We start from the raw sequence: 24631 nt of genomic DNA on the forward strand, positions 1-24631 counted from the left end.
GGCGGGCACAGTTTGTCGATCGCACGACCGGGACAGGTCGGCGGCATGGGACAAAGGAGGACTGGCCATGGCAGCACAGCCGGTGGTGGCGACGATCAACTATGTCGCAAGCGGGCCAGAGCGCCCATACTACTACGCCAACGCGCATCATGACGACCGGGTGCCGCTGAACCCGCAGCCGATGCCGCTGACCGATGGGCGCGCGCAACCCGGCTTGCTCGACCGCGAAGGCTTTGCGCTGGTGCCGCATGTCAGCGCGGTGGAGGACTTCACCGATGCCGCGCAGGTGGCCGCGATCCATTCGGCCGAGATCGTTGCACTGTTACTTGCGCAGACCGGGGCCGATCAGGTGATCGTGACCTCGCCCGGCATCGTGCGCTTCAGCGAAGCGTCAGGCCGGGCGGGCAGCCGCGACAACTCGCACCCGGCACGTTTCGTCCATGTTGACGCCACCGCGCAGACTTCGGCCGGTTTCGCCGCAAGATCCTGCCCGGAGGGCAAGGTTGCGGCCCGCTATGCCCACTACAACGTCTGGCGCACGTTCAGCGGGCCGCCGCAGGATGTGCCGTTGGCGGTGTGCGATGCGCGCAGCGTCGGCCCGGATGACCTGATCGTGGCCGATGCCATCTTTGATCCGCCCGGCGGCCCCGAATGGCGCTTCGATTCGTGGGTCATGACAGCCAATCCGGCGCACCGCTGGGTGTGGTTTCCCGACATGACCCGCGACGAGGCACTGATCTTCAAGAGCAGCGACAGTGTGCGCGGCAACCCGGCGCCGCACGTGGCCTTCGACAACCCCTTGGCGCCGGCCGGCTGCACGCCGCGCGCTTCGCTCGAAATGCGCGCCGTTGCCTTCTGGTTTGCCTGAAACCCTCTTGCCAAGTGCGTGTCCTGCGGGCAAATATCATAACAAATGTTATAAATGGAGAGGGCAATGACCGGCTTCCCGCAAGACCCGAACTACATCGGGCTCAACACCCCGCTGGGTACCGAATTCGACTTCACCGCGCTGCCTGTCGAAGGCACGATCCCGCCGGAGGTCACCGGAACCTTTTTCCGCGCGGTGCCCGATCCGGCGTTTGCCCCGTTCATGGAAGATGCCGCCGCGATCCTGTCGGCCGACGGGATGGTCTCGGCCATCCGCTTTGGCGATGGCACGGCAAGCGCCGCCGCACGCTATGTCGCCACGCAGCGCCATCAGGCCGAAGTGGCGGCAGGCCACGCCCTGTTCGGCAAGTATCGCAACCCCTTCACCGACAAGCCCGAGGCCACCGGGCTCGACCGCACCGTCGCCAACACCACGCCGGTGTGGCACGCGGGCAAGTTGTTGATGACCAAGGAGGATGGTCGCCCCTATCGCGTCGATCCAACCACGCTGGAAACGCTGGGTCGCTACGACTTCGGCGGATTGCTGAGGTCCGAAACGATGACCGCGCACGTCCGCATCGACCCGGATACTGGCGAGATGTTCGTGTTCGGATACGAGGCGGCGGGCCTTGCCACGCGCACCATCGCCTATTTCATCATCGACCGCGACGGCGCGCTGACGAGCGAGCAGTGGTTCGAAGCACCCTACTGCGCGATGATGCATGACTTCACCATCACGCAGAATTACGCGCTGTTCCCGATCTACCCGACGACCTGCGAACTTGACCGGCTGAAGGCGGGCGGCGAGCACTGGCTGCACGACCAATCGGTCGACAGCTGGCTGGGCGTGCTGCCGCGCTATGGCGATGTCTCTGAAATCCGCTGGTTCCGGGGGCCTGCGGGGGTCTCGTGCTACCACATGATGAACGCGTTCGAGGATGCCGACGGGCTGATCCACTTCGACCAGTGCCTGTCCGACTCGAACGCGTTTCCGTTCATCCGCGCCGCATCGGGCATCGCGCTGGAGCAGTGGGAGCTTAACGGCAGGCTGGCGCGCTGGACGGTCGATCCCAAGGGCAGCGCCGACACCATTGCCGAAACGGTGATCGGACCTCCGGGCGACTTTCCGGTGATCCCTGCTGCGGTTCAGGGGCGCCCCTACACCCATGCGTGGATGCTGACGATGAACCCCGAACGGCGCGGTCCACCGGTGTTCGGCGGGCCGGTCGGCGCCATGTTCGACGTGCTGCTGCGGCTCGACTTCACCGGCGCCCAGCCCCGCGCGCTCGCCTTGCCGATGGGCAGTTGCTTCAACGAGCCGGTGCATGTGCCTTCGGCGCAAAGCGGCCACGAAGGCTGGCTGCTGACCGTCGTCGATCACCAGACGGGACCGGACAGCTTCGTCCACGAATGCTGGATCATCGCCGCCGCCCAGCCCGAGGCAGGCCCGGTGGCCAAAGTCACGCTGCCCCACCGCACCCGTCCGCAAGTCCATGGCTGGTGGGTCAGCGCCGCGCAGATCGCTGCGGCCAAGGCGGAAGCGGCCTGATGGGTGCGCGGATAGCGATCACCGGGGCATCGGGCCAGTACGGCAGCATCGTGGCCGACGCTCTGGTCGCGCAAGGGCGGGCGGCGGACCTGATCCTGATCACCCGCAGCCCGGCCAAGCTGGCCGACCGCGCGGCGCAGGGCTGCGCGGTGCGATATGGCGACTATGACAAGCCCGAAACGCTGGTCACGGCACTGGCCGGGGCTGACAAGCTGCTGCTGATATCGGGCACGCGGGTCGGCGCGCGGGTGGTGCAGCATCGCGCCGCCGTCGATGGCGCAGTCGCCGCAGGCGTCGGGCATGTCCTGTACACCAGCTTCATCGGCATCGACGATCCGGCAAACCCCGCCGAAGTGCGCCATGACCACATCGAGACCGAGCGGCTGATCCGCGCCTCGGGACTTGGCTTCACCATGCTGCGCGATGCGCATTATGCGGACTCGATGATCCTGATGGCAGGTCCGGGCGTGATGGCCAGCGGCGCATGGGTCACCAACGCGGGCGAGGGGCTGGAGGCGATGGTCTGGCGCGAGGACTGCGCGCTGTGCGCCGTGGCGGCGCTGACCGGCGATGGCCACGAAGGCCAAGTCTATGACATTACCGGCCCGGCGTTGGAAAGTTTTGCGCAAGTGACCGCCACGATGGCCGAAGTGACCGGCATTCCGCTGACCTACCGGTCCGTGGACGATGCCACGCAATACGCGATGTTCGACGCCATGGGCATCCCGCGCCGACCGGTTGACGACCAGTTCGTTGGCGGAATCCCTTGGAACAGCGACGACATGGTCACGTTTGGCCGGGCAATCCGCGAAGGCTTCCTTGCGATCTGCGGCAATGATGTCGAACGCCTGCTCGGTCGCCCGCCACGTTCGACGCGCGAGATGATCGAGGACAACGTGGAATTCCTCCGCGCTGCCGCTCGACCAGCAGGCTGATCGCTCAGGTCAGCGCGTAATAGCGCACAAGATTGCCGTCTGGCTTGCGCTCGCCCACGCCGACGAACACGTGGCGGGTCATCCAGTCGTGCGGGCCCTTGGGCGTCTCGAAGATCGGCTGGGCGCGCAGGTAATAGTCCTCGTGCGCCACCGGTGGCCCGCCTTCAAAGGCCCAGGCGCGCAAGCGGGCCATGGCATCGGGCTTGCGCCCCCACAGATAGCCTCGGTTCTGCATGTAGATGATCGTGCCGTCATCCACTTCCAACAGATAGCGTGCATCGAACACGGCGGTGTCGTCATCGCGGAAATGGGCATAATCGCCGCCCGAATTGGGAACCGCGCGCCCGCGCAGGCGAGGCCCTTCGAAGCGGCCTTCGTCCACCAGCACGGCAGAACGGAAGCCGCCGTTGTGCACGTTGGGAATGGCAAAGACGCGGGTGAACAACAGGCGGCACTCGAACGCGAATTCAAGCACCGGCTGGTCGAGCGTGGAAAAAGTCATGCTGCAAAGTCCAGACTGCCGCGCCGTTCGACAAAGCGCCAACCGGCAGCGGTGCGAAGCAGGCGGTCTTGATAGGTGCCGACCAGCGGGGGCTGGCCGGCAGCGGTGAACAGCAGGATCTGGCTACTCGCCATCGCCTCATCCCCCGCCACGCTGACCCGCACATTGGCCACGATATGCCGCGTCGTGCGCGGAGGGCGCGCCTGAAACGCGGCGAGGATGGCCCCTGCCCCTTCGATGAAGGCATCGGGCGCGGTCGGCCGGCTCATACGCCCATCGGGCACATAGAGCGCGGCCAGCGCCTCCCATTCACCGGCATCGTTGTGCGCGACATAGTCGATCAGCAATCGCTCGATTGCCCGTTCGTCGAGCAGCAGGGACAGGGCCTCGCTCATCGTTGTGTCAGTCCTTGAAACCTTCGCGTGCGCGGCTGTTGTCGCACACGATCGGCTCACCCGTCACCGGGTGGGGATAGGGGAACGGCACGATATCGGTGGCCGGCCACAGCCGGGTGCGAGGTTCGACAAAGGCGTCGGGGCCCAGCGGATCTTCGGGGTAAAGCACTTTGGTGAACGGGATGTAGTCGATTGGCGTCTTGGCCCAGCCATCGGCGAACGTGCCATGCCAGAACGGGAAATAGCCCAGCCGCTGCAGCTTCCATACGCCGTCTTCGCGGACATAGCGGTTGTCGTAGATGCCGCCTTCCCACCAGGCGCGCTGGTTGCCCTCGGCGCTTTCGTGCAGACCCGCCTGCATCATCGAGCGTCCGCGCACGGTTGCGGTCTTGCGGTCGGGCGCAACGTCGATGACCATCTGCAACTGCGGGTGATCAAGTAGCCAGCCATAGCGCGGCCCGTTGTGGCCTTGCGTGAACTGCTTCTGGAAGCGCTCGATGTACAGGCGGCGGACCCCGGCCTTGCCGCGATAGATCCCGCCAAGGAACCAGACCTCGCCATCCTCGGAAAACAGATCGACGACCTCGTTGTACTGCGATTTGTCGATCAGATAGCCATACGTGTACTGCACGCGGCGGATCTGGTCGATGTCCTGCTGGACGGCCAGATCGTGCTCCAGCTTGACGATGCGCGCTTCAAGCGCGGCAAGTTCGGTCATGATATCCTCTCCATGTTTCTTGTCTTGGCAACCGGGTGCCGGGCGCTCCGTTGGGGATGGCGCCCGGCCAGGTGATTTCAGGCCGTCTTGCTGCGCCAGCTGGGGGCATAGCTGGTACGGGCGACTTCCGAGTACGGCACCGCCGCGACCACGCCCTTGATGGTGATCTGGCGGTGCTTTTCGACGGTGGGCTTGCTGGTGCCGCCATCGGGCTCGCCCCAGACCAGTTCGATCTCGGTGCCGGGCGTTGCGAATTCAGGCTCGACCATCGCCAGCGTCAGCATCTTGCCTTCGTTGGCGGTATAGCCGATCCAGGTCGACAGACCGATCAGCTTGCCGTCCTTTTCCACCCGGTCGAACGGGTGCATGGCATAGACCGCGCTGGGGAATTCCATGTACTTGGGGCGCAGGCTGCCCTTGCCGAACTGCCCATAGATCGCCTCGGACACCGCTTCGTCGTCAAGCGCCAGCGTCACCTTCTGGCGGTGCGGACCGGCCGCGATCTTTTCGAGCGCCTCACGCCCAACGAAGTCATGGTCGAACTTGACGAAGGGTCCATAGCCCAGATCCCACGGCGTCAGGTAATAGCCTTCGACGCTGTCGGGCACATAGCTGCCACCGACCGAGCAGCGCGATTCGTAATGCCCCGCCGAGAGCCATTCGCGATAGGGCTTGAGCAGATCGCCAGTGTAGATTCCCGGCAGCGGAGAAGGAATCCAGCCCGATTCCAGCGTGTTGGACGAATAGGTCCGGCCGCCGACGAGCGTCAGCCCGAACGGCTTGCCCGCTTCCACCAGCGCGGCGTGGACCGCATCGCGATCCTCCCACGGGCCCATCAGTTCATAGCCCGGCTGCCCCGCCATGCCGTGACGCAGCGCGTGCACCTGCTTGCCGCCGATGGTCAGCCAGGTCATGTTGAAGAACTTGAGGTCGGGCGCGAGGGCGCCGGTCGCCGCCTCGATCACCTTGGCCGAATTCGGGCCCTGCACCTGATAGCGATAGTGGCGGCGGTTTTCCGGGTCGGGCCGCGCAGCCGTGCGCTCGTCATAAGTCAGGGTCACGTCACTGCGGCCCTCACCCTGAAACAACAGCCAGTTCAACGTCGGCGCGCGGCCGACCAGATTGAACTTTTCGGGCGCGAGGTAGAACAGGATCACGTCGCCGATGACATGGCCATAGGGCGTAACCGGCACGTACTGCTTGGCGCGATCGGGGACGAAGCCCTTGAAGCTGTTGATACCCAGTCCATTGAGAAAATCGAACGCGCCCGGCCCCTCGACCATCAGTTCGGCCATGTGATAGCTCTGGTTGAACAGAACGCAGGTTTCAGCCCATGCCCGCTGCTCGTCACGCCAGTTGGAAAATTCCGCCGGAACACCCGGATAGACGTTCGGACCAACTTGCTGGTTGCGCAACAAGGTGACGATATCGCCGGCATCCGCAAGGATCGACTCGAGCGTCTGGGACATGAAAAACCTCTCCTGCTTGTGATTCTGCGCGCTTGCGCCTCGCCGAATATTTGTTAGTAAAGCATACAAATTGCAAGCCGCAAAAAGTCCGGCTGCAAAAGTTTGGGAGCGGATCGATGGTGCAGATCGCAACGACGCATGTCGGAAGCCTGCCGCGCGGTGACGAACTGGTGCCGCTGTTGCTCGCGCGCGACCATGGCGAGGCTTATGACGAGGCCGCGTTCGACGCAGCGGTGGGCGCCGCCGTATCCGCGGCCGTCGATGCGCAGATCGCCGCCGGTGTCAGTGTCGTCAGCGACGGCGAACTGGGCAAGGTCGGCTATTCCACGTACATGACCGAGCGGCTTTCCGGCTTTGGCGGTGACGTTCCGCGCAAGCCCGCGCTCGACCTTGCCCCCCTGCCCGATTTCCGGCGCAAACTGGCCGCAGTGATGGGCGATCAGGAATTCGTCCGCGCTGCGTGCATCGGCGAAGTAAAGCTGGTCAACCTGCAGCCCGCGCTCGACGACATCCGCCGTTTTAGCGCGGCAATGGACGGCAAGCCCGCGCAAGGCTTCATGAATGCCGCCTCGCCGGGCCTGATCACCGCGTTCCAGCCCAACCAGTTCTATCCCAGCCATGAGGCTTATCTGGCCGATCTGGTCGATGCCATGCGGCCGGAATACGAGGCGATCGTGGCCGCCGGGTTCCAGTTGCAGCTCGATTGCCCGGACCTCGCCATGTCACGGCACACCGGGTATCAGGACTTGTCCGAGGCCGAATTCCTCAAGATCGCCGCCGCCAATGTCGAGGCGCTGAACGCGGCAACCGCCGGGATCGCCCCCGACCGCCTGCGGATGCACGTGTGCTGGGGCAATTACGAAGGCCCGCACGATCACGACATTCCGCTTGAGCGGGTGATCGGCATCGTGCTCGGCGCAAGGCCATCGACCATTCTGTTCGAGGCGGCCAACCCCCGCCATGAACACGAATGGAAGGTCTGGGCGCAAGCCGACCTTCCCGATGACAAAGTGCTCGCGCCCGGCGTGATCGACACCTGCTCGAACTATGTCGAACACCCCGAACTGATCGCGCAGCGGCTAGAGCGGTTCATCGCCATCGTCGGGACCGACCGGGTCGTCGCCTCGACCGATTGCGGGTTCGGCACGTTTGCCGGTTACGGCAAGATCGATCCGGCGGTGACCTGGAAGAAGTTGCGCGCGCTGCGCGAGGGGGCCGACATCGCCGCCGCGCGCGCGGGCTGAAATTGCGACGGTCCGCGCGCAAGACCCGAACAACGGGCGAACGCGCGGTAAAACCGGCTTTGGGACCGGCTTTGGGACCGGCTTTGGGAGAGGAGCGAGGGGTGTGATCGAACGGTTCTCGACACAAGCAGAAGCGCCGGGCAGACGGCTCGATTTCTGGAACCGCATCGTCGGCGAAACCTATGACGGGTTGGTCGTCGACACGATGCGGCAGGATTTTGCCGCCGAAATGCTGCGCTGGCGGCTGGGCGACCTGACGATGATCTGGCCGCGCAGTTGCGGCGTCACGGTGCGCCGCCGCCCCGAAGCCGTGCGCCACATGGATCGGCAGCGGGTCGTGCTGCATATCGCGCAGGAAACCGCCCCCACCCTGACCGAACGCGGCCGCGAAGTGACCTTGCGCACTGGCGATCTGGTGCTGTGCGCGGCTGAGGATGCGTATTGCTGGGACGTCGCCTCGCAACACCAGATGCTGGTGGTCGAGATCGACCGCGACAGGCTGGGCGACCGCATCGCCGGGCTTGACGATTGCATCGCCCGGTCAATCCCGCGCGAATTGCCGACCAGTCGCCTGTTGCACCGCTTCGTGCTGTCGCTGTGGCGCGAAGGCGGGCAAGATCTCGATCCGGCCTCGGCGGCGGCCTATGCCGACAGCCTGACCACGATGATCGTCGCCAGCTTGTGCGGCGCGCGCGATGATGGGCTGGATTGCAGCGGCGTGCTCGACCGGATGCACGCGGCCATTGCCGTCCATGCGCATGATCCGGCGCTGACCCCGGCCAGCCTCGCCTCGGCCATTGGCGTTCCGCTGCGCACCTTGCAGGCCGCCGCCGCCGGAGCCGGAACCACGCCGCGCCACGCCATCACCCAGCGCCGGATGAGCCTTGCCGCCGAGGATCTGGCGATCCGCCGCAACGTGCCGATCACCGAAATCGCGTTCGACTGCGGCTTTACCGATAGCGGTCACTTCGCCCGCCGCTTTCAGGACCGCTTTGGAATGACCCCGACCGAATACCGCCGCCGACACTAAGCGGCGTGGATCTGCGAACAGCGTTCCGATTGCCAAATGAGACCAGTCCTTGCGCGATTGTCCGATCAGCTTGCGCGCTCATTCACGCGGTTCGGCCCGGCACTTGCTAAAAAGTTTTACAAAATAACAAAATGTGGAGGGTATGATGACCAAGTCGATGGGACGGCATTTTCTTTATTGTTCAACCGCGCTGGCACTTGGCTGCGCTGCTGCACCAGCCTTCGCGGCCGAGGCAGACGCAACGGCCAGCGCTCCGGCGACAACGCCCGAAATCGTCGTCACCGCGCAGTTCCGCGCGCAAAAGTTGCAGGACACACCTCTGGCGATCACCGCAGTCAACGCGGCGATCCTTGAAGCGCGCGGCCAGACCGACATCGCCCAGATCGCCAATCAGGCGCCCAATGTCACGCTCAAGCCGATGGGCCAGACCGGGGGCGTCGGGCTGATCGCGTTCATCCGCGGCATTGGTCAGACAGACTTCAACTACGCGCTCGAACCGGGCGTCGGCATCTATGTCGATGACGTGTACATCCCCACCCTGTCCAGCTCGCTGCTCGACCTGATGGACCTTGATCGCGTCGAAGTGCTGCGCGGTCCGCAAGGGACGCTGGCGGGCAAGAACTCGATCGGTGGCGCGATCAAGCTGTTCAGCAAGAAGCCCGACGGCAACGGCGGCGGTTCGCTGCAGGCGACCTACGGCAGTTACAACCGGTTGGACGTGCGCGGCGTTGCCGACTTCAAGATCACCGACAACTTCTTTGCGCGCCTGTCGGGTGCCACCAAGAACCAGGACGGCTATGTCAAGCTGCTCGACTATGCGCTGACCCATCCGGGCTCGAACGTTCCGGCCAACGGATCGATCGGCAACGGCGTGGAGCGCGGCACTCTGGGCGGGCGTTCGTTCTCGGCGGGCAAGCTGGCGCTGCGCTGGCTGGCAACGCCCGATATCGAGGTCAACCTGTCGGGCGACTACACGCGCGAGCGCAACGATGCCGGCGCGCAAGTGCTGCTCTATGCCAACAATGCCGCGACAACGCCCGAAGGCATCCCCTGGCTCGCTGGCAAGAACGGCGCGGCGGTGCCTTACAACTGCGCGTTCGTGCCCAACACCACCGCGTTTTCGACAAGCTGCGACACGCCCCCCGCCGGGTATGACCGGCGCTTCATCAACTACGCCACGTTCACCGATGCGCGCACGCCGACTTCGCAGGCGCCGTTCAAGCCCTATTCGGCCACCAACCACCAGACCTTCGACGGCTGGGGCCTGATGGGCAACATCACCGCCTCGCTGGCCGACAACCTGAAGCTCGTGTCGATCACGTCGTACCGCAAGTACAAGATGCAGTTCGGCTACGATCAGGACGGATCGCCGATCCCTGTGTCGCAGCTCGACAACGTGCTGCGCCACCATGCATGGAGCCAGGAACTGCGTCTGAACGGCAACTTCATGGACAAGCGCTTCGAATATACGCTTGGCGGGTTCTATTTCGACCAGAACGGCACCTATAACGCGCGCGTCGATCTCAACTATGCCGGGATCGACTTCGTGCACGGGCCGGACACCACCCCATCGACGTCGAAGGCGCTGTTCTTCAACGGCACCTTCCACGTCACCGACGCATGGGGCATCACCGGCGGCATCCGCGAAAGCTGGGACAAGAAGGTCTACACCTACTTCCGGTCCAACCCGGATGGCACCGTCCCCGGCCCGTTGCCGTGCGAATTCTTCCTCGGCAAGCCGACCGCCGGGCCGACGGGTATCGGCAATTCGCCCAACTGCCTGCTGATCGGCCTGTACAACATTCAGGGCACGTTCGAAGGCAAGCGCACCGACTGGCGCATCGAGACCGACTACCGCTTCAGCCCCGAACTGTTCGTCTATGCCTCGGCAGCGACCGGCTACAAGGGCGGCGGCGTCAACCCGCGTCCGTTCTTCGGGCCTTCATCGGGCGAATGCTCGGCCCTGCCGCCGGGCGTGGCAGCGCCTTGCAATCAGGTCAAGGCGTTCAAGCCGGAATCGCTGACCACCTATGAAGCGGGCTTCAAGGCCGACCTGTTCGACCGCCGCTTGCGCCTGAACGGGTCGCTGTTCGTCAACAAGTACAACGACATCATCCTGACGCTGACGCGCTGCCCCGGTTCGCCGTGCCTGATGCCGGCCAACGTCGGCAAGGCCAATGTCTGGGGTCTGGAGTTCGAGACCACGCTGCGCCCGGTCGAGGGGCTGACGCTCGACGGCTCGCTCAGCTATCTGCACTTCAAGTACAAGGACACCGGTGCCTCGGGCGTGCCGCTGGCCAATGTCACGCCCTATACGCCAAAGTGGAACTACAGCTTCGGCGTGCAGTATGACTGGACGATCAAGCCGGGCACGATCGGTGTGCGGTTCGACGGCAGCTACCAATCGACGATCTACACCGATGCGTTCAACGACCGGTCGAACCAGATCGACGGACGCTTCCTTGGCAACGCGCGGTTGAGCTACACCACCAACGACAAGGACTGGCAGGTCGCGCTCGAAGTCCAGAACGTGTTCAACAAGTACTACTATGTCACGGTCGAGGATACCAAGGCCGCATTCGGCACGATCACCGGCTCGCCCGGCCTGCCGCGCACCTGGGCGGTGACGATCAAGCGTACCTTCTGAATATCCTTCGCGGTCGCACGCGCTGAATAGAAAAAGGCCGCCCGGATCGTGTCCGGGCGGCCATTTCCTTGTCCACAGATCCGCCGATCAGGCCGCGATGGCATTCGCCCGTTCGGCCGATTGGACGGTGTTTTCCAGCAGCATGGTGACGGTCAGCGGCCCGACCCCGCCCGGAACCGGGGTGATCGCTGCCGCCTTGCGCGAAACACCCGCGAAGTCGACGTCGCCCACGATCCGGCCATCGGGCAGCCGGTTGATGCCGACATCGATCACCACCGCGCCGCGTTTGACCATCTGCGGCACGATCAGCCCCGGCACGCCGGCGGCGACCACCAGAATGTCGGCCATGATCGTGTACTGCGCCAGATCGCGGGTATGGACGTGGCAGATCGACACGGTCGCCCCTTCGGCCATCAGCATCAGCGCGGTCGGCTTGCCGACGATGTTGCTCGCGCCCACCACGACCACGTTCTGCCCGACAAGGTCCACGCCCTCGCTCTCCAGCAGCTTGACCACGCCATAGGGGGTGCACGGCGAAAACACGGTGTTGCCGGTGACCAGCCCGCCAATGTTGTAAAGGTGAAAGCCGTCGACGTCCTTGTCCACCGCGATCGTTTCGAGCACGCGCGCCATGTCGATGTGCGCTGGCAGCGGCAGTTGCACCAGAATGCCGTGAATGGCGGGATCGGCGTTCAATTCCGCAATCCGCGCCAACAACGCCTCGTTGCTGATGTCGGCGGCAAAGCGATCGGTGTGCGAACGGATGCCGACTGCTGCGCATGCCTTGATCTTGCGGCCGACATAGACCGCCGATGCCGCGTCCTCACCCACCAGAATGACCGCAAGGCCGGGCGTAACGCCCTTGTCGGCCAAAGCCGCCACGCGGTCGGCGATACCGATGCGCAAGCTTCGCGCCAATGCCACGCCGTCGATGATCCGGGCCGTCATGCAATCCCCCAAATTCGTATGTGTTACGTACATTATAGCGGCCAAGTGCGGTTGCGCAAGGCCAAGGCGCCGTGCAAGTGGGACCACAACGGCGCTTGTGGCCCCTTGCGCACCGTCCACCTATTCGTCAAGGAATTGGCGCATGGACGACCAAACCGTAACACCCGATAACGATATCGCTGCCGCGGACCTGCTGGTTCGCTTGCTCAAGGTCGGCAGCTTCATCACCGCGCCGATGCGCGACGGGGTGTGCGATCAGGTAGGGATCGCACCGCCGGAACTGCGCGTGGCGATGGCGCTGGCGGGCGAAGGCGATCTGGCCGGGCACGATCTGGTCGAGATCACCGGGCTGACCGCAATGAACGTCAGCCGCGCAATCGCCGCCTTGCGCGAACGCGGCTGGGTGGAGGACGCGCACGACCCGGTCAACCGCCGCCGTCGTCCGGTCAGGTTGAGCGCGACCGGCCGCGTCGGGCTGGACCAGACCGCGCCCCATTTCGAGGTGGTGGCGCAGGCCGTGCTTGACGGGCTAACCCGACGTCAGCGCGAAACGCTCGCCAAGCTGACCGACCGGATCAACAGCAATCTCGTCAACTGGATCCGCAGCCACCATCAGGACGTGCAACTGTCGGATTAGGGCCACTTGCCCTGCATCGCGGTGAAAGCGTCGCGCACGAAGGCGGCACCCAGCACCGGATGGGCAAAGCTCATCGGCACTTCCTGCCGGTGCGGCCAGGTTTCGCGCACGTCCTTTTCGGGCAGGATCACGTCCGGGCCGATCGGGTTTTCGGGGAAGCACACTTGCGCCGGTTGCAAGTGCGCGATCGTCTTGGCCCAGCCGGTTTCATAGTCGGCCTGCCACTGCATCATGTAGTCGAGCCGCTTGATCTTCCACACGCCATCTTCGCGAACGTAATCGTTCTCATAAATGCCCGCCTCCCAGAATTGCTGCGGCATCCCTTCGGGCTTGGCGTCGAGCACGGCATCGTGCCAGCCGCCCGCAAGAATGCCCCGGAAGCGCCCCTTGGCGGTCTTTCGGTCGGGCGCGACGGTGATGACGTCCTGCAACTGGAAATGGTCGAGCAGCAGCCCCTTGACCGGCCCGCGCCGCCCGCCGGTGAACAAGTTCTGGAACCACGTGCCGTACAGCCGGATCACGCCTTCGTACCCGCGATATTCGCCCGAAAGGAACACCACCGCGCCATCGCGCGCGAACAGTCCGGCCACTTCCTCGGGCCGGTTGTAATCGATGTAATAGCCATAGGCCATCTGCAGGCGGCGGATGGCGTTCAGGTCTTCAAGCTCGGCCACGCGGCCTTCCAGCGCCGCAAGGCGCGCCTCCACTTCGGACATCGGCCACTCTCCCATGTTTTTGTGTTCTGGCGGGCTTGAACGGTTGATCCGAGGCACCGCCAGACTGTATGCATTGCTAACAAATGCTACAAAGCATGGCGAGAGGAAACAGCATGAACGGCCACGGTTCGAACTGGCAGGGCAAGACCGCGCTCATCACCGGCGGAGTGACCGGCATCGGCTTGGGCATCGCGCGCGCCTTTGCGGCGCAAGGCATGGACCTTGTCCTGACCTACCGCAATCAGGCGCACCGGGATGAGGCTGCCGCGTGGTTCGTCGCCAACGGCTATGCCGCCCCGCGCTTTGCCCGGCTTGACGTGACCGACCGCGCGGGATGGGCGGCGCTGGCCGCGGAGGTCGGCCCGGTCCACGTTCTGGTCAACAATGCCGGCGTCAGCGTGTTCGGCCCGACCGACGAGGCGAGCCATGACGACTACGACTGGATCATGGGCGTCAACTTCGGCGGGATCGCCAACGCGCTGGTGGCGATGCTGCCGGGGATGAAAGCGCATGGTCAAGGCGGCCATGTGGTCAACGTTGCCTCGATGGCGGCGTTTTGCGCCGGGCCGCAGGCGGGCATCTACACCGCCAGCAAGTTTGCGGTGCGTGGGCTATCGGAAAGCCTGCGCTACAATCTGGCGCCCTATGGCATCGGCGTGTCGCTGATGTGTCCGGGGCTGACCCGCACGAATGCGTGGGGATCGGCGCTGAAGCGGCCCGAGGGCTTTGCCGGATCGGGCTTCGCCCCGGTCGACCGCGCCGAACTGGAGGCCTTCGGACAGGCGTTCGAGCTGGGCATGGACCCGCTCGAAGTCGGCGAAAAAACCCTGCGCGGGATCAGCGAGAACCGCTTCCTGATCCTGACCCATCCCGATCATCGCGAGGATTTCGAGGAGATTCACGCCGAACTGATGGCCGCCCTGCCCGACGAGCCGATCCCGCCGGGCCGCGCCGAAATCGAACGGTTGCGCCGCGAAGCGAACCGCGCGGCAGCAGCAGGCAGCCGGATCGGGATCAGCGACCTGACCTGACCCCGATCCGGGCCTGCCGCAGGTCAGTCGAACGTGATGCGTTCACCACCGCGCGCGATCACCAGATCCTCGCGGTTGACCTCGAAGTCGCGCGCATCGTGGCGTTCGCGCAGTTGCGTGTCGGGCGTGCCGAAGCCGCGATTGACCATGCGCCCGCGCAGCACCGCCGGGCGCTCAAGCAACTGATCGACCCAGCGGCTGACATTCGTGTATTCGCCCGCGCCGATGAATTCCTGCACGTTGTAGGCTTCGCGCACGATGTTGCCGTACCAGGTGAAGTTGGCGATATCGGCGATAGTGTAGTCATCGCCCGCCACGTACTCGGTCTTGCCCAACTGGGTGTCGAGCACGTGGAGCAGGCGCTTGGCCTCCATCGTGAAACGGTTGATGGCATATTCGATCTTGATCGGCGCATAGGCATAGAAATGCCCCAGACCGCCGCCGATGTAGGGCGCGCTGCCCATCTGCCACATCAGCCAGTTCATCGTCTCGGCGCGCTTGTGGGTTTCGGTGGGGAGGAAATGCCCGAACTTTTCGGCAAGGTAGAACAGGATCGAGCCGGATTCGAACAGGCGCACCGCCGGGTCGATCGACACGTCGAGCATCGCCGGAATCTTGGAATTGGGGTTGATGTCGACGAAGCCGCTGGCGAACTGGTCGCCCGATCCGATGTTGATGAGCCAGGCGTCGTATTCTGCTTCGGAAATGCCCAGTTCAAGCAGTTCCTCAAGCAGGATGGTGACCTTCACCCCGTTGGGCGTGCCCAGCGAGTAAAGCTGGTGCGGGTGCTTGCCCACCGGCAGCACCTTGTCATGCGTAGCGCCCGAAACCGGCCGGTTGATGTTGGCAAAGGCCCCGCCCGAAGGCTGATCCCAGGTCCACACCTTGGGCGGCACATAGCCTGCGGGAAAGTTGTTCGCGGGATCACCATCGGCCATCGCTACATCTCCTGAAAAGGAACCGCGCGGGGCTTTGCAACCGTAGCCCCGGCATCGGTCTGGAACATGGGTGCGCCCACCCGGAAATCAACGGTGGGCAAGATCAACTGTTGGCTAGCTGGCCATGATCGTCGGGCAGTTGCCGGAACAGCACCAGTGCCACCAGCGAACCCATCGCCATGATCCCCGCCACACCGGCAAGGCTCATGTGCCCGGCAAACAGCACACCGCCCAGATACGGGGCAAGCGCCGCGCCGCCGCGCCCGACGGTCAGCGCAAAGCCGGTGCCCGTCGCCTTGAGCTGGGTCGGATAGACGAACGCAAACATCGCATAGAAGCCGACGATTGCGGAATTCGTGCAAAGCGCGATCGCTGCCACCTGCCAGGTCCAGCCCGCCAGCGTCGTCTGGCCGATGCCGATCGAGGCGACCATCACGGTCGACAGCGCCAACGCGCCCAGCGTGGCACGGCGGATGCCGAACTTGTGCATCACCACGCCGAACACCGCGCCGCCGATGGCGCCACCAAGGTTGGCATATGCCAGCACGCCCGCCCCTTGCGACTTGGTGAAGTGCTGCCCGGCAAATTGCGGGTCCGACATGATCGCCGGCACCATTTTCAGGATGAAATAGAAGCTGAGCGCATGCGCGGCATAGGCTGCGGCGATCAGCACGGTTGTCCGGCGATGCGCGGGCGAGAAGATGTCGGTAAAGCGCGCCTTGGGCGTGCCTTCGGCGATCACGGCCAGTCGCTCGACAGTGGCATGGCCGAAACTGGCCAGCGTGCGGTTGATCCGGTCGAGCGCGCGAGGCGGCCGCACCCGCGCCAGCCATGGCGGCGGTTCGGGCACGAAAGCCAGCAGCAGCGGAATGCACACCACGGTCATCCCGCCGCCCAGCAGGAACACCGACCGCCAGCCATAGCTTTGCAGCAGATGCGCCGCCACCAGCCCGCCTAGGAACGCGCCGACCGGATAGCCGATCACCATCAGCGCCATCGCCAGACTGCGGTGGCGCAAGCTGGAAAGTTCAAAGGCAATGGCGTTGATCGCGGCCAGCATCCCGCCGATGCCAAGCCCGGTCAGCACGCGCCACGCCGACAGTTCCTGCGGCGATCCGGCCCGTGCCGCCAGCAACATGCCCGCCGCCATCAGCAGCAGGCAGCCCAGCGTCGTCGGTCGGCGTCCGTACTTGTCGGCCCAGCCGCCGAACAGCACCGAACCGACCCCCATGCCGATCAATTCCATCGACAGGATCGCCCCCAGCCCATCGGGCCCAAGGTGCCATTCCTGCTTGATCCCCGGACCGGCAAAGGCGCTCGACAACACGTCGAACCCGTCGAGCGCGTTGAGCATGATGGTCAGCCCCACGGCCAGCCATTGCCGGACGCTCATTGCCGACTGCTCGATGATCGAGGCCGGGTCGTTGCGATTCATGGTTCTGCTTCCTCTCCCCCCGGCCACGGCCTTGTCGGCAGCGGTCCGGGCCATTGCGGCCTTATTCGTGAATACGTGTCAGCATCTCGATCAGGGTTTCGATTTCCTGATCGGTAAACCGCGACTTCAGCCAGCGCTCGTGCTCGCCGATGGCGTCCTTGGCCCGCGCCAGCGCGGCACGACCGCCGTCGGTCAGGTTGAGCGTCTGCTTGCGCCGGTCGGTCAGCGACGCGCCCCGCACAAGATAGCCGCGCTCCTGCAAGCGGTTGACGATCGCCATCGTCGTCGCTCGATCCATCCGCATGCGCTGCGCCAGATCGGTCTGCGCGATGTCGGGGTGATCGTCGATCAACCACAGCACGGACACCTGCTTTTGCGTCAGCTCGATGTCGGTGAACGTCTCGGTGAAGTGGCGATAGACCGCACCATGCGCCAGCCGGATGTGAAACCCGACGATCGAACGGATTTCGCCGATATCCTCATCCCCGGCCACGTGTGGGGTTGTCGGTACCAGCGTTTCTTTGGGTCTTGCCATCTTTCGCATCCTAAAGGATTGTCAGCGTAACATACAAATAGAATCGAGAGGGTGACCGTGAGCCACTTCCCCCAGACCCCGAGTTTCACCGGGTTCAACACGCCGTCGCGCATCGAGGCCGACATTGCCGACCTGTCGCACGAAGGCACCATTCCGCCCGAACTGAACGGCGCGTTCTATCGCGTCCAGCCCGATCCGCAATTCCCGCCGCGTCTGGGCGATGACATCGCCTTCAACGGCGATGGCATGATCACCCGCTTCCATATCCACGACGGACAGGTCGATTTCCGCCAGCGCTGGGCAAAAACCGACAAATGGAAGCTGGAACACGCCGCTGGCAAGGGCCTTTTCGGGACATACCGCAACCCCTTGACCGATGACGACAGCGTCAAGGGCGCCATCCGCTCCACCGCCAACACCAACGCCTTCATCTTTGGCGGCAAGTTGTGGGCCTTGAAAGAGGACAGCCCCGCGCTGGTCATGGACCCGGCGACGATGGAGACTGCGGGCTTCGAGAAGTTCGGCGGCAAGATGACCGGCCAGACCTTTACCGCCCATCCCAAGATCGACCCGCGCACCGGCAACATGGTGGCCATCGGGTATGCCGCCAGCGGACTGTGCACCGACGATGTGACCTATATGGAGGTCAGCCCCGACGGCGAACTGGTCCGCGAAGTTTGGTTCAAGGTGCCGTACTACTGCATGATGCACGACTTCGGCATCACCGAGGATTACCTCGTGCTGCACATCGTGCCCTCGATCGGATCGTGGGAACGGCTGGAGCAGGGCTTGCCGCACTTCGGATTCGACACGACCATGCCGGTTCATCTGGGCGTGATCCCGCGCCGCGATGGGGTGACGCAGCAGGATATCCGCTGGTTCACCCGCGACAACTGCTTTGCCAGCCACGTGCTCAACGCCTGGCAGGAAGGCACCAAGGTGCACTTCATCACGTGCGAGGCGAAGAACAACATGTTCCCGTTCTTCCCCGACGTGCACGGCGCGCCGTTCAACGGGCGCGAGGCGATGAGCCATCCGACCGACTGGGTGGTCGACATGGCGAGCAACGGCGATGCCTTCGATGCGGTGGTGCGCCTGTCGGACACGGCGGCAGAGTTCCCGCGCATCGATGATCGCTTTGTCGGGCAAAAGACGCGCCACGGCTGGTTCCTGGAAATGGACATGGCCCGGCCGGTCGAACTGCGCGGCGGCAGCGCCGGCGGCTTGCTGATGAACTGCCTGTTCCACAAGGACTTCGCCACGGGCGCCGAACAACACTGGTGGTGCGGCCCGGTCAGCAGCCTGCAGGAGCCGTGCTTCATCCCCCGCAATGCCGATGCAACCGAAGGCGACGGCTGGATCGTGCAAGTCTGCAACCGGCTTGAGGAACAGCGCAGCGATCTGCTGATCTTCGACGCGCAAGCCATCGCCCAAGGCCCGCTGGCGACGGTACACATCCCCATCCGGCTGCGTTTTGGCCTGCACGGCAACTGGGCCGATGCCGCAGCCATCGGCCTTGCGGCCTGAACGGAGGCAGATGGCGCGATGATCCGGCCCGAGCTTGAATTCGTCTATGAGGCGCACGGCGATCTTGAACCGCCGCGCCAGATCGGCACGACCTATGACGGCACCCGCCGGATCATCCCGATCGTCGGCGGGGGGCGGGTCGAAGGGCCGCTCATCAAGGGCAAACTCGTCGGCAATGCGGCCGACTGGCAACTGACCCGCAGCGATGGCGTGACCGTGGCCGACGCGATCTATGCCATCGAAACCTTTGACGGCGTGCTGATCCAGATCCGCAACCGCGGCCTGCGCCACGGCCCGCCAGAGGTGATGGCGCGGCTGGCGGCGGGCGAACCGGTCGATCCGGCGGAATACTATTTCCGCACCGTCCCCGAATTCATCGCCCCAGAAGGGCCTTACGACTGGCTCAACAAGTCGATCTTCATCTGCGCCGGCGCGCGCTATCCGCTGGGCATCCGGCTGTGGGTGTGGCGCGTGCTTTAAATCCCTGCCACTCCCACAGCCCCGACCGCCTACCCTGCTGCCCGCGCGGCGAGCGTCATTTCATCGCGTGACGCGCGCCGCACGATCACCAGCATCAGCACCACGATCGGCGCCGCGACCACGTTGATCGACAGCATGCCGGTGCGCAAGTCACCAGTCAGATCGGATATAAAGCCAACTGCATATGGCCCTATGCCCATGCCCAGGATCGTCATCGCCAGAAGGTACAGACTGGCGGTAATACCCCGCAAACGGGGCAGCACCTGATCGTACAGGATCGCGTAAAGTGGCGGCATCCACCCCGTAAGCACCATGCTATACAGGGCAAAACGCATGTAAAACGACATCGGATCGGGTGCGAAATAGACCCAGAACGACAGGATCGGCGACAAACCCATGGCAAACAGCGCCACCCAGGCGCGTCCTGCACCGGGAAAACGGCGTTGTAACCGGTCCGAAAGCGGGCCCCAGATCAGTGGGCCGACGATGCCCATCCCCGCCGACAACAGGCCGAAACCCAGCGCGGTCTGCTGCATCGTCAAGCCATAGGTGCGGATCAGGAAGCTGGGGTTGAACGCCATCATCCCGTAATTCAGCGCCGATTGCAGCGTTCCTACCGCCATGCACAGCGGCACCGTCGGGGCTCCGGCGATCACGCGCCAGGCTTGCTTGTCGGAAATCTTGAGCCCTTGCAACAGGTTGACCAGCACATAGACGCCAAAGCCGATCACCAGCCATTGCAGCGCATGGGCATCGATCGTCACTCCGCCCAGCACCAGCGGCGGCCGGGGCGAAAGCAGCTTGCCGAAATGCGCCAGCCCCACCGCAGCCACAACGATCAGCCCGAGAGCGCCAAGGTTGAACGCAAAGCTCGCCGCGCTCGCCCCCTGCCGCCGCAAGGACAGCCAGTTCAGGCCCGGCAGGACCGAGCCCAGCACCGCTCCGCTGGCGCGGAAAGGGTGCGGATCGGGCGGCGTTTCCACCCCATCCATCAGCCCGCGCCGGGGTTCGGGCAGGCGCCACAGGAACGCCGACAGCACCAGCCCCGGCAGCGCCGCCACGGCAAAGGCGAACTGCCAGCCCTTGAGCCCGAACGGCGCGGCTCCGCCAGCATAGCGCGCGTCCCAGGCATGCGCGGCAACGCCCCCCAGCACCAGCGATCCGCCCAGCCCGAGCGCGATCGCCGATGCCAGCACCGCCATCACGAACCCCCGGCGCTGGCGTGGCCAGAAGTCATAGACCAGCGAGGTGCCCGCAGGCTGGGTCGCCGCCTCACCAATGCCGACGCCCAGCCGCGACAGCGCCAGCAGGGCAAAGGTCGAGGCCAGCGCGCCCAGTCCGGTCGCCAATGACCACACGAAGATGCTGATCGCCAGCAATCGCGTGCGCAGCCAACCATCGGCCAGCCGCCCCACCGGCAAGGAAAACAGCGCATAAAACAACGCAAAGACGGTGCCATACAGCAGCCCCATCTCGGCATCGCCGATGGCCAGATCCTTCTTGATGGCCGGCGCCAAGATCGCCAGAATCTGCCGGTCGAGCAGGCTCATCGCGTTGGCGAGCGCCACCAGCAGCAGCGCATAGCGCCCGCCTTTGGCAATCTTGTCGGGAAAGACCGATGCGGCGGGCGCGCCGCTCATGCCGCTGCCACCCCAAGCGCCGTGGCGATGGTCTGCGCGATCGGCGTTGTCGGACGGCCGATCAGCGCCCCCAGCGTGCCACTGTCATCGAACAGCGCGCTGCTGCTCGCCTGAAAGCTGGAGTTGGCGATCATCGCGGCGATGAAATCGGGCAGGCCGACGCTTTCCAGCGCCTTGGCATAGTCGGCCTCGGCCATGTCCTGATAGACCACCGGCTTGCCTGCTATGCGGCTGAGTTCAGAGGCAAAATCGGCCATGGTGAAGGCGGCGTCGCCCGCCAGTTCGTAGACTTTGCCCGCCGTTTCATCCCCGCCAGCCAGCACAACTGCCGCCGCTTCGGCCAGATCGGCGCGCGCGGCGGAGGCAATCCGCCCCGCCCCCGAAGCGCCGATCAGCACACCGCCGGCCACCACCGGAGCAAGCGCGCCGGTGTAGTTCTCGTTGTACCAGCCGTTGCGCAACAGCGCGAACGGCAGGCCGCTCGCGGCCAACAGCGCCTCGGTCGCGCGGTGTTCTCCCGCCAGCCCGATGGTCGAGACATCGGCGTGGAGGATCGAGGTATAGGCGATGAAGCCGACCCCCGCGGCCTTGGCTGCATCGATCACCGCCCCATGCTGGCGCGCGCGCTGGCCGATGGCATTGCCCGAAATCAGCAGCAGCCGGGACACCCCTGCCAGCGCCGTTACCAGCGTTTCGGGCTGGTCATAGTCGGCCGCGCGCACGCTCACCCCTTGCGCTGCCACATCCGCCAGTTTGGCCGGATCGCGCACCAGTGCCACGACTTGCGCCGCACCGACCTTGTCGATCAACGAAGCCAGCGCCAATCGGCCAAGCTGGCCCGAAGCTCCTGCAATTGCGTACATGATGACCGCCTTTCGTGTCAGAGTTTGAACCAGCGCTCGGCGTTGGTCTGGAAGAACTTGCGCAAGGTTTCGGGCGGCAGATCCATGCTGTCCATCGCCCGCACTTCGGCCGCTTCGTACTGATAGGGATAGTCCATCGCGTACATCACGCGGTCCTCGCCCATCACTTGCTGACAGAACCGTACCGCCGGTTCCCACGCCATGCCGCTGTTGGTGACCAGCACGTTCGAGCGGAAGTATTCGGCGATGGTCTTGTTCAGCGGCTTCATCCGCTCATACCGTTTCGAACGGACCCCGGCCTGATGCATGTAATCAAGCCGATAGAGCCAATAGGGCAGCGCTTCGCCCATGTGGCCGACCATGATCTGCAAGCTTGGGAAGCGGTCGAAGATGCCGATGGTGATCAGGCGCAGCAGGTGCATGCCGGTTTCCACGCCGAAGCCGAACACCGCTCCATCAAGGCCTGCTTCCAGCATCGGCCCGATCATCGCATCGGGCGGTGTCGCCGGATGGATGTAGAGCGGCTGATCGACCTCGACCAGCGCGCGGAAGATCGGATCGAACGCCGGATCGTCAAGGTAACGGCCCTGGGTGTGGCTGTTGATCTGCACGCCCTTGAAGCCCAGTTCGTTGGCGCCGCGCCGGATTTCGGCGGCCGACCATTCGGGGTCTTGCGGGGCGACAGCGGTCAGGCCGATGAAGCGGTCGGGATACTTCGCACAAGCCTGCGCCAGATGGTCGTTGGCACGGGCAGCAATGCCCCGCGCCTCGGCCACGTCGAGCAAGGGCTGCACCCCCGGAGAAGTGAGCGCCAGAATCGCCTTGTCGATACCGGTGGCATCCATCGCGGCGATACGCATCTCGCCAAGATCGATCAGCCGTTCCATGATCTGGACGGCGCGTTCCGACGGGCTTTGTGCATAAAAGCCCCACAGGCTGACCATGCCCTTGTCCGCCGTGCCATCGCGGATCATCCGCAGGAACGCGTCGACCTGTTCGCGCGTGGCAAAAGCCTCTTCGGTGGCGATACGCAAGTAGCCCCGGTCGCCGCCGGTTTTGAGTTCGTGCGTCATGGCATCATCCTTCATGAATGGCTTTGATGACAAGGCAGGCGTGCAATCCCTCGGGGCCGTCTTCCGAGCCGTGGCCCGACCACTTGACCCCGCCGAACGGCGCATCGGCGCCACCGATCATCGTTGTGTTGATGCCGACCATCCCGGCCTCGACCTCACGCGCGACGCGCTGCTGACGGCGGGCGCCCTCGCTCCAGACATAGGCGGCAAGGCCATAAGGCAGCCGGTTGGCCTCGGCGATCATCGCTTCCTCGTCGGCATAGGGGTTGAGGATGGCTACCGGGCCGAACGGCTCCTCGTTCATGATCGCAGCATCGAGCGGCACCTCGGTCAGCACCGTGGGCGCATAGAAGAACCCGCGATTGCCAACGCGCTCGCCCCCGGTCAGGACGTTCGCGCCATGGGTCCGAGCGTCACCGATCAGCCGGTCCATCGCCTCGGTCCGGCGCGCGTTGGCCATCGGCCCCATGCGACTGGCGGGATCGAGGCCATCGCCCACCGTCACCGCTTTGGCCCGCTCGACAAAGCCGTCGCGAAAGCGCTCGAACACGTCCTGGTGCACGATGAAACGGGTCGGGCTGACGCAGACCTGCCCGGCATTACGGTACTTGTGCGGCACCACGGTATCGAGCGCGCGGGTGACATCGGCATCGTCGAACACCAGCACCGGCCCGTGCCCGCCCAGTTCCATCGTCGTGCGCAGTGCATTGTCGGCGGCCAGCTTGACCAGATGCTTGCCGATCACGGTCGATCCGGTGAAGCTCAGTTTGCGGATTACCGGAGAGCCCAGCAAGTGGCGGCTGACCTCGTCGGGCACGCCGAACACCGCTTGCGCGACATCGCCGGGCAATCCGGCATCGAGCAGGCATTGCAGCACCGCGAGCGCCGAGGCAGGTGTTTCCTCGGCCGATTTCAGGATCACCGAACAGCCCGCCGCGATCGGTGCGCCCAGCTTGCGACCCGGATTGCCGATAGGGAAGTTCCACGGCGCAAACGCTGCGACCGGGCCGACCGGCTCGTACGTCACGGTCGAGCGCTGTCCTTCGGGCCGGACCAGCGCGCGGCCATAGATCCGCTGGCATTCGCCGGCATAGAAGTTGAACAGGCCGACGTTCATCAGCACTTCGATCCGCGCCTCGGGCAAGGTCTTGCCCTGCTCTTGCGTCGCGATCCGGGCGATGTCCTCCTGCCGCTCAAGCATCAGCCGGGCGGCGCCCGTCAGCACGGCGGCGCGCTGCTGCGGGGTGGACTTGCGCCACACCCGAAAGCCGTTCTGCGCCGCCTCCAGCGCACGGTCGAGGTCGGCGGGATCGGCGAGCGGCAACTGGCCGATCACCTCGCCAGTGGCAGGGTTGACCACAGCGTGGGTGCGGCGGCCACCACCGCTGACGCGCTCACCGGCGATGATCATGGCAAGTTCAGGGTACGTCGTCATGCAAAGGGGCTCCAACT

The 24631-nt window shown here is 64.8% G+C and carries 23 protein-coding genes; 10 read left to right on the forward strand and 13 right to left on the reverse strand.

The features are described 5' to 3' along the window. Window positions 1-67: 67 nt before the first annotated feature. The 3 genes from LDN95_RS01040 to LDN95_RS01050 all read left to right on the forward strand — a co-directional run bounded on the left by LDN95_RS01040 (window position 68) and on the right by LDN95_RS01050 (window position 3351). Window positions 68-868 (forward strand): CmcJ/NvfI family oxidoreductase, encoded by an 801-nt coding sequence (locus LDN95_RS01040; protein WP_226015764.1) that lies wholly within the window; start codon window positions 68-70, stop codon window positions 866-868. Between the two features lie 66 nt (window positions 869-934). Further along, window positions 935-2416 (forward strand): carotenoid oxygenase family protein, encoded by a 1482-nt coding sequence (locus LDN95_RS01045; RefSeq protein WP_226015765.1) that lies wholly within the window; start codon window positions 935-937, stop codon window positions 2414-2416. Further along, the gene (locus tag LDN95_RS01050; protein ID WP_226015766.1) at window positions 2416-3351 is read left to right on the forward strand and encodes an NAD(P)H-binding protein; all 936 of its coding nucleotides are present in this window, start codon (window positions 2416-2418) and stop codon (window positions 3349-3351) included. Before LDN95_RS01045 ends, LDN95_RS01050 begins: the two co-directional genes overlap by 1 nt. Window positions 3352-3355: 4 nt before the next feature. Here LDN95_RS01050 and LDN95_RS01055 read toward each other — a convergent pair whose 3' ends face one another. The 4 genes from LDN95_RS01055 to LDN95_RS01070 form a co-directional block, all read right to left on the reverse strand. Beyond that, complete coding sequence (locus LDN95_RS01055) at window positions 3356-3853, reverse strand: DUF3237 domain-containing protein (RefSeq protein WP_226015767.1); 498 nt, start codon at window positions 3851-3853, stop codon at window positions 3356-3358. Next, on the reverse strand, window positions 3850-4248 hold the full coding sequence (locus LDN95_RS01060; protein ID WP_226015768.1) for a nuclear transport factor 2 family protein: 399 nt from the start codon (window positions 4246-4248) through the stop codon (window positions 3850-3852). Before LDN95_RS01060 ends, LDN95_RS01055 begins: the two co-directional genes overlap by 4 nt. 7 nt (window positions 4249-4255) lie before the next feature. Beyond that, on the reverse strand, window positions 4256-4966 hold the full coding sequence (locus LDN95_RS01065; protein ID WP_226015769.1) for a nuclear transport factor 2 family protein: 711 nt from the start codon (window positions 4964-4966) through the stop codon (window positions 4256-4258). Window positions 4967-5043: 77 nt separating this feature from the next. Next, on the reverse strand, window positions 5044-6435 hold the full coding sequence (locus LDN95_RS01070; protein ID WP_226015770.1) for an aminomethyl transferase family protein: 1392 nt from the start codon (window positions 6433-6435) through the stop codon (window positions 5044-5046). A 119-nt stretch (window positions 6436-6554) separates the two neighbouring features. Between LDN95_RS01070 and LDN95_RS01075 the strand changes: the two genes are divergently transcribed. The 3 genes from LDN95_RS01075 (at window position 6555) to LDN95_RS01085 (ending at window position 11356) form a co-directional block, all read left to right on the forward strand. After that, entirely contained in the window at window positions 6555-7679 is a 1125-nt protein-coding gene (locus tag LDN95_RS01075; protein WP_226015910.1) for a cobalamin-independent methionine synthase II family protein, read from the forward strand. A gap of 103 nt (window positions 7680-7782) precedes the next feature. Continuing rightward, window positions 7783-8709 carry a helix-turn-helix domain-containing protein gene (locus tag LDN95_RS23265; protein ID WP_226015771.1) on the forward strand — a complete coding sequence of 309 codons (927 nt, stop codon included), beginning with the start codon at window positions 7783-7785 and terminating at the stop codon, window positions 8707-8709. Between the two features lie 145 nt (window positions 8710-8854). After that, a complete protein-coding gene (locus tag LDN95_RS01085; protein WP_226015772.1) occupies window positions 8855-11356 on the forward strand; it encodes a TonB-dependent receptor in 2502 nt (833 codons plus the stop codon). An 87-nt stretch (window positions 11357-11443) separates the two neighbouring features. Here LDN95_RS01085 and LDN95_RS01090 read toward each other — a convergent pair whose 3' ends face one another. Then, window positions 11444-12337, reverse strand: a complete 894-nt coding sequence (locus LDN95_RS01090) for a bifunctional 5,10-methylenetetrahydrofolate dehydrogenase/5,10-methenyltetrahydrofolate cyclohydrolase (protein WP_370631629.1) — start codon at window positions 12335-12337, stop codon at window positions 11444-11446. Between the two features lie 109 nt (window positions 12338-12446). Between LDN95_RS01090 and LDN95_RS01095 the strand changes: the two genes are divergently transcribed. Further along, a complete protein-coding gene (locus LDN95_RS01095; RefSeq protein WP_226015774.1) occupies window positions 12447-12941 on the forward strand; it encodes a MarR family winged helix-turn-helix transcriptional regulator in 495 nt (164 codons plus the stop codon). On the opposite strand, the gene LDN95_RS01100 is transcribed toward LDN95_RS01095, so the two are convergent. Then, the gene (locus tag LDN95_RS01100; protein ID WP_226015775.1) at window positions 12938-13657 is read right to left on the reverse strand and encodes a nuclear transport factor 2 family protein; all 720 of its coding nucleotides are present in this window, start codon (window positions 13655-13657) and stop codon (window positions 12938-12940) included. The two genes, LDN95_RS01095 and LDN95_RS01100, sit on opposite strands and share 4 nt — an antisense overlap. Before the next feature lie 113 nt (window positions 13658-13770). Between LDN95_RS01100 and LDN95_RS01105 the strand changes: the two genes are divergently transcribed. Then, window positions 13771-14688: an SDR family oxidoreductase gene (locus LDN95_RS01105; RefSeq protein ID WP_226015776.1), complete on the forward strand. Its 918-nt coding sequence runs from the start codon at window positions 13771-13773 to the stop codon at window positions 14686-14688. 23 nt (window positions 14689-14711) lie between these two features. On the opposite strand, the gene yghU is transcribed toward LDN95_RS01105, so the two are convergent. From yghU to LDN95_RS01120, 3 genes are all read right to left on the reverse strand, one after another. Beyond that, complete coding sequence (gene yghU, locus LDN95_RS01110) at window positions 14712-15626, reverse strand: glutathione-dependent disulfide-bond oxidoreductase (RefSeq protein WP_226015777.1); 915 nt, start codon at window positions 15624-15626, stop codon at window positions 14712-14714. Between the two features lie 103 nt (window positions 15627-15729). Then, on the reverse strand, window positions 15730-17061 hold the full coding sequence (locus tag LDN95_RS01115; protein WP_226015778.1) for an MFS transporter: 1332 nt from the start codon (window positions 17059-17061) through the stop codon (window positions 15730-15732). Window positions 17062-17122: 61 nt separating this feature from the next. Continuing rightward, a complete protein-coding gene (locus tag LDN95_RS01120) occupies window positions 17123-17596 on the reverse strand; it encodes a MarR family winged helix-turn-helix transcriptional regulator (RefSeq protein ID WP_226015779.1) in 474 nt (157 codons plus the stop codon). A 57-nt stretch (window positions 17597-17653) separates the two neighbouring features. Here LDN95_RS01120 and LDN95_RS01125 point away from each other — a divergent pair, with 57 nt between their 5' ends. Continuing rightward, window positions 17654-19123 (forward strand): carotenoid oxygenase family protein, encoded by a 1470-nt coding sequence (locus LDN95_RS01125; RefSeq protein WP_226015780.1) that lies wholly within the window; start codon window positions 17654-17656, stop codon window positions 19121-19123. Between the two features lie 18 nt (window positions 19124-19141). Further along, window positions 19142-19603, forward strand: a complete 462-nt coding sequence (locus LDN95_RS01130) for a DUF3237 domain-containing protein (protein ID WP_226015781.1) — start codon at window positions 19142-19144, stop codon at window positions 19601-19603. A 29-nt stretch (window positions 19604-19632) separates the two neighbouring features. Here the strand turns inward: LDN95_RS01130 and LDN95_RS01135 are convergent, their stop codons facing one another. Genes LDN95_RS01135 through LDN95_RS01150 form a run of 4 tightly spaced genes read right to left on the reverse strand, consistent with a single transcriptional unit; the run spans window position 19633 to window position 24614 of the window. Beyond that, window positions 19633-21243, reverse strand: a complete 1611-nt coding sequence (locus tag LDN95_RS01135) for an MFS transporter (protein ID WP_226015782.1) — start codon at window positions 21241-21243, stop codon at window positions 19633-19635. Further along, a complete protein-coding gene (locus LDN95_RS01140; RefSeq protein ID WP_226015783.1) occupies window positions 21240-22106 on the reverse strand; it encodes an NAD(P)H-binding protein in 867 nt (288 codons plus the stop codon). Before LDN95_RS01140 ends, LDN95_RS01135 begins: the two co-directional genes overlap by 4 nt. Window positions 22107-22123: 17 nt before the next feature. Continuing rightward, window positions 22124-23179: an amidohydrolase family protein gene (locus tag LDN95_RS01145; protein ID WP_226015784.1), complete on the reverse strand. Its 1056-nt coding sequence runs from the start codon at window positions 23177-23179 to the stop codon at window positions 22124-22126. Between the two features lie 4 nt (window positions 23180-23183). Then, complete coding sequence (locus LDN95_RS01150) at window positions 23184-24614, reverse strand: NAD-dependent succinate-semialdehyde dehydrogenase (protein ID WP_226015785.1); 1431 nt, start codon at window positions 24612-24614, stop codon at window positions 23184-23186. Between the last annotated feature and the right edge of the window lie 17 nt (window positions 24615-24631).

It is taken from the genome of Novosphingobium sp. FKTRR1, from assembly GCF_020404405.1.
Taxonomy (GTDB): Bacteria; Pseudomonadota; Alphaproteobacteria; order Sphingomonadales; family Sphingomonadaceae; genus Novosphingobium.